This is a genomic window from Cellulomonas sp. GbtcB1, from assembly GCF_019091725.1.
GTDB lineage: Bacteria > Actinomycetota > Actinomycetes > Actinomycetales > Cellulomonadaceae > Cellulomonas.
Genome location: NZ_JAGXJG010000092.1, coordinates 1 through 7581, shown reverse-complemented (window position 1 = coordinate 7581; position 7581 = coordinate 1). Strand labels below are relative to the sequence as shown.

General features: G+C 78.6%; 8 protein-coding genes. 2 read left to right on the top strand and 6 right to left on the bottom strand.

The genetic code is table 11. The features are described from left to right. Positions 1-18: 18 nt before the first annotated feature. Both KVT14_RS19420 and KVT14_RS19415 read right to left on the bottom strand, forming a co-directional pair. Complete coding sequence (locus KVT14_RS19420) at positions 19-747, bottom strand: ANTAR domain-containing protein (RefSeq protein ID WP_217617166.1); 729 nt, start codon at positions 745-747, stop codon at positions 19-21. Between the two features lie 145 nt (positions 748-892). After that, positions 893-1660 carry a hypothetical protein gene (locus KVT14_RS19415; protein WP_217617165.1) on the bottom strand — a complete coding sequence of 256 codons (768 nt, stop codon included), beginning with the start codon at positions 1658-1660 and terminating at the stop codon, positions 893-895. A gap of 113 nt (positions 1661-1773) precedes the next feature. Here KVT14_RS19415 and KVT14_RS19410 point away from each other — a divergent pair, with 113 nt between their 5' ends. Continuing rightward, positions 1774-2367 (top strand): DinB family protein, encoded by a 594-nt coding sequence (locus tag KVT14_RS19410; protein ID WP_217617164.1) that lies wholly within the window; start codon positions 1774-1776, stop codon positions 2365-2367. A gap of 28 nt (positions 2368-2395) precedes the next feature. Here KVT14_RS19410 and KVT14_RS19405 read toward each other — a convergent pair whose 3' ends face one another. Further along, positions 2396-4051, bottom strand: coding sequence for a GGDEF domain-containing protein (locus KVT14_RS19405; protein WP_217617163.1), 1656 nt, complete (start codon positions 4049-4051; stop codon positions 2396-2398). A gap of 121 nt (positions 4052-4172) precedes the next feature. Here KVT14_RS19405 and KVT14_RS19400 point away from each other — a divergent pair, with 121 nt between their 5' ends. Next, on the top strand, positions 4173-5048 hold the full coding sequence (locus KVT14_RS19400; RefSeq protein ID WP_308161178.1) for a formate/nitrite transporter family protein: 876 nt from the start codon (positions 4173-4175) through the stop codon (positions 5046-5048). Between the two features lie 16 nt (positions 5049-5064). On the opposite strand, the gene KVT14_RS23050 is transcribed toward KVT14_RS19400, so the two are convergent. The 3 genes from KVT14_RS23050 to KVT14_RS19385 all read right to left on the bottom strand — a co-directional run. Then, positions 5065-6039 carry a D-alanyl-D-alanine carboxypeptidase family protein gene (locus KVT14_RS23050; RefSeq protein ID WP_217617161.1) on the bottom strand — a complete coding sequence of 325 codons (975 nt, stop codon included), beginning with the start codon at positions 6037-6039 and terminating at the stop codon, positions 5065-5067. A 79-nt stretch (positions 6040-6118) separates the two neighbouring features. Continuing rightward, positions 6119-6418 carry a hypothetical protein gene (locus tag KVT14_RS19390; RefSeq protein ID WP_217617160.1) on the bottom strand — a complete coding sequence of 100 codons (300 nt, stop codon included), beginning with the start codon at positions 6416-6418 and terminating at the stop codon, positions 6119-6121. 235 nt (positions 6419-6653) lie between these two features. Continuing rightward, the coding region (locus tag KVT14_RS19385; protein WP_306795865.1) for an ABC transporter permease at positions 6654-7581 on the bottom strand (928 nt) is incomplete at its 5' end.

The window sequence follows — 7581 nt, the reverse complement described above, 5'->3', positions numbered from 1 at the left end:
CTCGGGCGCGGCGGCGGCTCAGGCGCCCCGGGCCGCCTTCGCGGAGCCGCCGCCGAGACCCCCGCGGCCGGGGCGCACGGCGTGCCGGACCACCGACGCGGCCACCGCCTCGAGCGTCCGGCCCTGCGAGGCGCCCAGCACCTCCAGCACGTGCCGCGCCTCGTCCTCGTCGCACCCGCGGACCTCCATGAGCACGCCCACGGCGTGGTCGACGGAGGCCCGGGTGCGGCGCGCCGCCTCGGCCTCGGACAACGCGGGCTCGCGCGCCGGGATCGTGCTGTGCAGCTCGATCAGCGAGGCCATCTCGCCCGCGAACCCGCAGGCCCGGCGCACCACCTCGGGCCCGCAGGCGCCGGGCTCGTCCAGGTAGAGGGTCAGGGCGGCGGTGCCGCCCCGCTGCAGCGGCGCCGGCAGCGCGAGGACGCCGCGGAACCCGGCCCGCAGCGCGGCGGCCCGCCACGGCTCGGCGACCGCGGCGGCCTCCGCACGCAGGTCGGGCAGCACCAGCGGCGCGCCGGTGCCGAGCGCCTCGCGCCACGGACCCGCGTGGTCGACCGCCGCGCCCGAGCGCGTCAGGCGGTCCCCGGTGGACGCGATCAGCCAGTCGGCGCCGCGCCGGTGGGCGTGCACGGCGCCCTCGGCGGCGCCGCCCGTGCCCGCCGTCACGAGACCGACCAGGTCGTCCAGGAGCGCCAGCACGCTGCGCGCGGGCTCCGCGCCCGGCCACACCGCACACACCTCAGCCATCGTCCGTCCCCCTGGGCAGCACGTGCGGGGCTCCTCGCCGAGCCCCGTCGCCGGTCGCGCGCGGACGGCGCGCAGGCACATGGTGGCACGCGGGACGGGGGCAAGATGCCCGATTCGTCCCGTCATCCCGCGGAACTGCGATCGATTAGCCCTGCCGGGTGACACCGGAGCCGGGGTCGGCGGCGTCGCCGCCCGCGAAGGTCGCGCGCCGGCCGAGCACGGCGTCCTCGAGGTCGGCGACCGGCACGTCCTCCGCCCACGCGCGCGCCTGCAGCAGCGCCGCCGCGTCGTCCGGCGCCAGGCCGGTCTGGGCCACGAGCATGCCGACCGCCCGGTGCCGGCGCGCCCGGGCGGGGGCGCTCGCCACCGCGGGCCCGACGAGCGACGGCCCGAGCGCGTCGGCCAGCACCTGCCCGTCCGCGAGGACGTCGGCCGGGCCGCCGTCGGCCGGGCCGTGCACCGTCAGGGCCGCCACCGCCCGACCGTCCACCCGGACCGGCCACGCGCGGACGGCGACCGTCGTGCCGGGGTCCACCACGTCCGCGGCGAGCACGGCGAACACCGGCGGCACCTCCGGGACGTCCGGCGGCAGGTCGGCCGGGCGCCCGGCCGCGCCCGCGCCGAGCACGGTCCCGACGGTCCGGCCGTGCCGCGCGGCGCGCACGGCGGGGCCGTCCCCCACCAGGTCCTCGATCTCCGCGAGCCGGGCCGCGACGTCGTCCGTCGCGCACGCCGTGTAGCGGGCGGCGCCGGCGGGGGCGCAGGTGAGCGCGGCGCCGGACGCCCCGAGCAGGTCCGCGGCCGCCCGGCACAGCCGCTCCACGGCCGGCGGGCACAAGCCCGAGCCCGCGCCCGGCCCCGAGCGCGCGACGGCCTCCGCCAGGGAGCGGAGCAGGAGCAGCCGGTCGGTCACGTCGTCAGTGTCGGGTCGCCGGGTCCGTCCCGCACCCGGAGCGCGCAGGCCTGCGCCGTCCGGGTGACCGCCCCCGGGCCCCGGGTGTCGGACCCCGGCGGCAGACTGCTCGCATGGACGACAAGGCGATGCTGCACCGGTACCTGCGCGAGAACCGCGACTCCCTGCTGTCGAAGCTCGACGGGCTCTCCGAGTACGACGCGCGCCGGCCTCTCACGGCCACCGGCACGAACGTCGCCGGGCTCGTCAAGCACGTGGCCAGCGTCCAGCTCGACTACCTCGGCGAGGTGTTCGACCGCCCGCACGGCCGGTCGCTGCCGTGGTTCGCGGACGACGCCGAGCCGAACGCGGACCTGTGGGTGCCGGCGGACGAGTCGCTCGACGAGGTCCGGGAGCTGCACGCGTTCTCGGCCGCGCACGCCGACGCCACCATCGCGGCGCTGCCCCTCGACGCGCCGGGTCGCGTCCCGTGGTGGCGGCCGGAGAGCGCGGACGTCACGCTGCACCGGGTCCTCGTCCACGTGGTCGCGGAGACGGCGCGGCACGCGGGCCACGCCGACATCCTGCGCGAGACGATCGACGGCGCCGTGGGCTCGCGACCGGACGACCCGAACCTGCCGTTCCACGACGGCGACGCGTGGGCCGCGTACCGGGCGCGGGTGGAGGACGCCGCCCGGACGGCGGCGGCCCGGGGCACCGCGGGCTGACCCGGGCGGGCCCGCACCACGCCGCGGCTCAGACCGCTGGGTCCGCCACCCGCACCCGGTCGCGCCCGGCCGCCTTGGCCCGGTACAGGGCGGCGTCGGCACGGGCGAGCAGGTCGGCGACCGACTCCCCCGGGATCCGCTCGGCCACGCCGATGCTCACGGTGAGCCGCGCGCCCGGCATGAGGTCGTCCCACTCCAGGTTCGCCACGGTCTCGCGCAGCCGGTCGCACACGTCGACGGTCCGGTTGCCCGTGAGCCCGTCCAGCAGCAGCGCGAACTCCTCGCCGCCGTACCGCGCGGCCAGGTCGTCCCGGCGCAGCGCGTGCTCGAGCGCGGCCGCCACCCGCACCAGCACCGCGTCGCCGACCTGGTGCGAGTAGGTGTCGTTGACCCGCTTGAAGTGGTCCACGTCGAGCAGGGCCACCGCGAAGGCACCGCGCTCGGCCGTCCAGAGGTCCAGCTGGCTGTCGAGGGTACGCCGGTTGGCGAGGCCGGTGAGCCCGTCGTGGGCCGCCTCGTGCGCGAGCCGGGCGTTCCGCTCCTCCAGCGCCTCCGAGCGCCGACGCTCGGCCTCCGCCTGCCGCTCGGCCTGCTCGACCTCCATCCGCGCGCCGAGCAGCGCGGCGCGGCGCTCGGCCTGCGCGTCGCCGAGACGCACGGTCAGCTCGTGCAGCTCGCGGAGCGCGGCGAGCGCGGACACCGGGTCGCCGAGCGCCTCGTGCGCGTCGGCGAGCACCCGCAGCAGCTCGGTCCGCTCCGCCGGCCGCCGCAGGGCGTCGCAGAGGGTCATGCCCTCGCGCGCCTCCGCCACCGCCTCCGGCAGCAGGCCCCCGTCCAGCAGCATCCCGGCGCGGATGCGGTGCAGGGACAGCTGCAGCCCCGCCGCCGGGAACCGCGCGAGCATCGCGCCGGCCGCGTCGAGCACGCCCGCCGCGGCCTCCCGGTCCCCCGCGAGCAGGTGCGCGATCGCGGCGGTGAGGCGCGCGTCGACCGCCGTCCGGGCGAGGCCGGCGGCGTCGGACTCGTCCACGGCCTCCAGCGCCAGCCCGAGGGCGCGGCGGGCGGACGCGCGGGCGCCCCGCGGGTTGTCCACCGCGAGCCGGCGGCTGGTCTCGACGAAGGTGCGCGCGAGGTTCGCCAGCGCGATCGACGCGCGATCCGGGTCCCCCGCCGTCAGCCAGAGGCGGCGCGCCTGGGTGAGCACGCCCGCAGCCTGCGGCGCGAAGTGCGGCATCGACGTGTAGACCGAGCCCAGGATCGTGAGCACGTCGGCGGTGCCGGCGACGTCGTCCGCCTCCCGGCGCAGCTCGGCGGCGCGGGTGAGCAGGTCCACGGCGTCCTCGGTGTGGCCGAGGTCGTGGTGCACCAGCCCCTGCCGGGCGAGCGCACGCGACTGCCACACCAGCGCTCCGCGCTCCCGGGCCAGGTGCTCGGCACGGACCGCCCGCTCCAGCGCCCGGAGGTCCTCCCCGAGCGCGTGGTGCGCGACCGCGGCGTAGTACGCGAGCCGCATCTCGGCCCCGCCGGCCCGACTGGCGACCGCCTCGGCGATGAGGTCCTCCGCCCGGCGGACGCAGGCCCCGGCGTCGGAGTCCGCCAGCAGGGCGAGCTCGTCGACCGCGGCCTCCCAGTCCGTGGGGGGTGCGGGTGGTGCGGTTGGTGCGTCGATCGCTGTGGCCGTCATGGTCCTTCGTCCCGCCCGCGGTCCGTCGCGGGTCTCCTGTGTCATCGGGCCTCCCACCTGCGGTGATGAGCCCGGCGCCCGGTCTTCACCCGGGGGGTTCCGGTGTGGCAGCCTGTGCGCGGTGAGCGCCGCCGACCCGCAGTCCCTCTTCCCGGGCAAGCAGTTCATCAGCACCGCCCTCGAGGTGCTGGAGACCAAGACGACGATGTCCGGCGGCCTGGCCCGCCGGTACCTGCAGCGCGCGGCCATGGCCGGCGTGCTCATCGGCCTGCTGTACGCCACGTACTACGCGGTGCTCGGCGCGTTCGGGGGCATCGGGGACGGCTCGGTCCGGCCGGTCGGCCGGCTGGTCGGGTCGGTGGTGTTCGGCTGGGCGCTCGTGTTCATCTACTACTCGCGGTCCGAGCTGCTGACCTCGAACATGATGATCGTCTCGATCGGGGCCTACCACCGCCGGACCAGCTGGCCACGGGCGCTGCGGATGCTCGGGCTCTGCTACCTGGGCAACCTCGCCGGCGGCCTGTTCGTCGCGGTGCTGCTGCGCCTGTCGACGATCACCGACGGCGCACCGCTGGACGAGATGGTCGCGTCGGTCGAGCACAAGCTCGCGTACGTCACCGACGGGCCGTCCGGCTGGCTCGACCTGCTGGTGCGGGCGGTGCTGTGCAACTTCTGCATCAACGTCGCGATGCTGCTCGTCTACAACGGGCTGATCAAGGACGACCTGACCAAGTGCCTGGTCATGATCACGTCGGTGTTCATCTTCGCGTTCCTCGGCCTGGAGCACTCGGTCGCGAACACGGTGCTGTTCTCGGTCGTCGGCCTGCAGGAGGGGCTGGACCTCGGCGCCGCGGCCGGGAACGTGGGGATCGCGCTGGTCGGGAACTTCATCGGCGGCGGGCTGCTGATCGGGCTCTACTACGCCTACGTCAACGACGACTCGCAGTGGCTGCGCCAGCAGGGCCGCGGGACGAGCACGCCGGAGGACCCGCGCTGAGCGCGCCCGGACGGGCTCAGGGGTAGTCCGGGCCGCCGGGCAGCCCGAACACCTCCTCGAGCGTCGTGACCCCGCGGCGCTCCAGCTCCGCCACGAGCTCCGTCCCCACCCAGCGCAGGTGCCAGCCCTCGGGCGCGTACCCGGTGACGGCCCGGTTCGCCGCGGTGTACCGCACGACGAACCCGAACTCGCCCGCGCGGGCCGCGACCCACCGGCCCTCGGCGGTGTCGCCGAAGCAGTCCTGGAAGTCGCAGTCGGGACGGGTCGTGCTCCCGACGTCGACCGCCAGGCCGGTCTGGTGCTCGCTGTGCCCGGGGCGGGCGCTCACCTCCTCGGCGTGCTGCTGGCCGACGCGAGCGACGAGGTCGGCGTGCACCCGGACCTGGTCGTCGTACGAGCGGAACGCGCTGCGCAGCGTGAGCGCGACCCCGTCGGCGGACGCGGCCGCGAGCATCTGCTCGAGCGGCCCGGCGACCTCGGGGCGGACCTGGTACCCGGCGACGGTCGTGAGCGTCGCCGGCGCCCAGCCGGCCGGCGCGACGGGCAGGGCCTTGTTGACGACCACCCACGGGCTCGCGGGGTCGTCGACGGGGTGCAGGCCGAGGTCGAGGGCGGCACGGGCGGGCGGCACGAGCGCGGCGGGCGGCGCGGGGGTCTCGGGCAGCGCGAGCGGTGCCGGGACGGACCCGGGGTCGGCGACGCCGGTCGGCCGGAGGTCGGGCAGGACGGCCGGTGCCGACGCGCCCGTCGTCGGCTCCGCGGCCGCCGCGGCGGGCGGCGCGGACGCCACCCGGTCCTGCGCCTCGGCGCGCGGCGGGGCGGGTGCGCGGCCGGCCCCCGTCGGCACGTCCTGGAGCGCCACCGCCGCGAGCAGACCACCGAGCACCGCCACGGACACCGCCTGCGCGGGCCGGGCGAGGCGCGGGCGCAGCCGCGGGCGGCCGTGCGCGCCCGGCATCGGGCCGCTGCGGTGCTGCGGGCGCGTCGTCACGGTGCGGCTCCTGGTCCGGGGCGGGGTCAGCCCCCAGTCTCCGACGGATCGCGCCGCGGGGACACCCCGGCGAGGGTGCTCATCCGCGAGGCCGGGGGACGGCGGCGGCCGGGTTCCCGACACGCAGGTCGCGCGCGAGCGCGTCGAGCGCGGCGGAGCGCCGGCCGGGGTCCAGCTCCAGGCCGCCGTCCGGGGTCCGGCGCACCGAGCCCGCCAGGACGAGCTCGGACACCGCCGCGGCGACGCCGTCGGCCCGGCAGCGCCGGTCCAGCTCGGGACCGGACATCGGGCGGCCGAGGAGCGCCGCCAGCAGGCGGGCCTTGGTGAGCGGGTCGACCGCTCCGTCGAGCACGGCGGTCGGTCGGGACGGTGTCGGCACGGTCGTCTCCCCCGGGTCGGGCCGCGGGGCCGGTCCGTCGCGGCGCGTGGTTCCCAGGGTCCGCGCCGCGCGCCCGGCTGAGTGGTGGCGTGGGTGGTCCCCGGGACCCGCTGGGTGCTGCACGCGCGGGTCGGTAGGTGGTGGCCTCCCCGGTGGGGGGTGCCGGGTGAGGGTCGCTGCGAGCGCGCTCCCGGGGAGCTCCCGACGGCACCGGCCGACCACCCGACGCACCGGGTCAGCCGCCGGCGCGCAGCACCTCGCCCAGCCGGTGCGTCCGCCGCCGCGCGTGCTCGACCCGCAGCACCGCCGTCCCCGCCACCAGCCCGGCCAGCACCGGCAGCGCCGCGGCCGCCCACGCGACCGACCCCGCGGACCCCGCCCCCGTCGTCGCCCCGAGCCCGAGCGGCCCCACGACCAGCGGCGCGAGCCCGCACCCGAGCGCCGCCCCCGCCACCGACGCGAGCACAGCCGCGGGCAGCACCTCGCCGGCGGCCACACGGCGCGCCTCGCGGTCCGTGAGGCCCACGGTCCGCAGCGTGTCCAGGGCGCGGCGCCGCGCAGGGGCGCCTGCGGTGGCGGACACCAGCACGGCGAGCGCCACGAAGGCGAGGAGCAGCGCCACCGACGCGCCCGCGGCACCGAGGAGGGCGCGGGGCAGCACGTCGGCCCGCAGCGCCCGCAGGGCCGCGGTCCGGGTCGCGACCTCCGCGTCGCCCGGCGGCGGCGCCGCGCGGACGGCCGCCTCGGCACCGGGGCCCACGAGCCACACGGTGCCCGGCGGGGTCGCGTCCACCCCGCCGAGCTCCGCGACGTCCACCGCGACCACGGCACGGGCCGCGTCCCGACCCGCGGAGGGCCGGGGCAGCGCGAGCCCGGGCAGCGCGTGCACCGTGCGGTCCTCGCCCTCCCAGCGCAGCACGACCTCGCCGGTGACCTCCTCGGCGCCGGCGGCCCCGGCGCCCGCGGTCCCTGCACCCGCTGCCCCGGCCGGCAGCGACGCCGCGAGCCGGGCCAGGTCGTCGGGCTCCCCCACCACGACGTCGACGCGCGCGGAGCCGTCGGCCGAGCGCGCGGGGACGTCCCGGACCACCCGCGCCGCGACCGAGGCCGACACCCCCGGCTCGCGCGCCCCCGCCGCGGCCGCCGCCGCGAGCGCCGGGCCC

Coding starts and splice junctions, on each gene's coding strand:
- KVT14_RS19420 (WP_217617166.1), bottom strand. CDS start 747: ATGGCTGAGGTGTGTGCGGTGTGGCCGGGCGCGGAGCCCGCGCGCAGC.
- KVT14_RS19410 (WP_217617164.1), top strand. CDS start 1,774: ATGGACGACAAGGCGATGCTGCACCGGTACCTGCGCGAGAACCGCGAC.
- KVT14_RS19405 (WP_217617163.1), bottom strand. CDS start 4,051: ATGACGGCCACAGCGATCGACGCACCAACCGCACCACCCGCACCCCCC.